Source organism: Paraburkholderia sp. SIMBA_030 (genome assembly GCF_046535245.1).
Classification (GTDB): Bacteria; Pseudomonadota; Gammaproteobacteria; order Burkholderiales; family Burkholderiaceae; genus Paraburkholderia.
The window spans coordinates 1-289 of record NZ_JAWRXB010000297.1 but is presented as its reverse complement, the minus strand read 5'-3'; the positions used below and the strand labels follow the sequence as shown (position 1 = coordinate 289).

Below are 289 nucleotides of genomic sequence, written 5' to 3'. Positions count from 1 at the left end.
GGTAGTTTTGGCCGCCGGCTCCTGCACGGCATTGTCCTGGTCCTTTTGGTTGGCGTGATCTGCGCCGGAGCTGTAGGGGCTTGGGCCGTCATGAACGGAGTGATCAAGGTGCCCTCCGCGGTGGCCAGCAAAGCGCCCACCAGCCTGTGCCCCACCACCACCTTTGACTACGTCCCCAACGCAACGGTGAACCTGAATGTCTTCAACGCCACCACCCGGGGCGGATTGGCGAAGACCGTGGCCGATCTGTTTGTGGCACGCGGCTACAAAGTGGGCGAAGTAAGTAACA

The 289-nt window shown here is 61.6% G+C and carries 1 protein-coding gene; it reads left to right on the top strand.

Annotated features, from left to right (window positions below; genetic code table 11):
• Nucleotides 1–90: 90 nt before the first annotated feature.
• On the top strand, nucleotides 91–289 hold a 199-nt coding region (locus tag SB772_RS40075), incomplete at its 3' end, for a LytR C-terminal domain-containing protein (protein WP_410838528.1).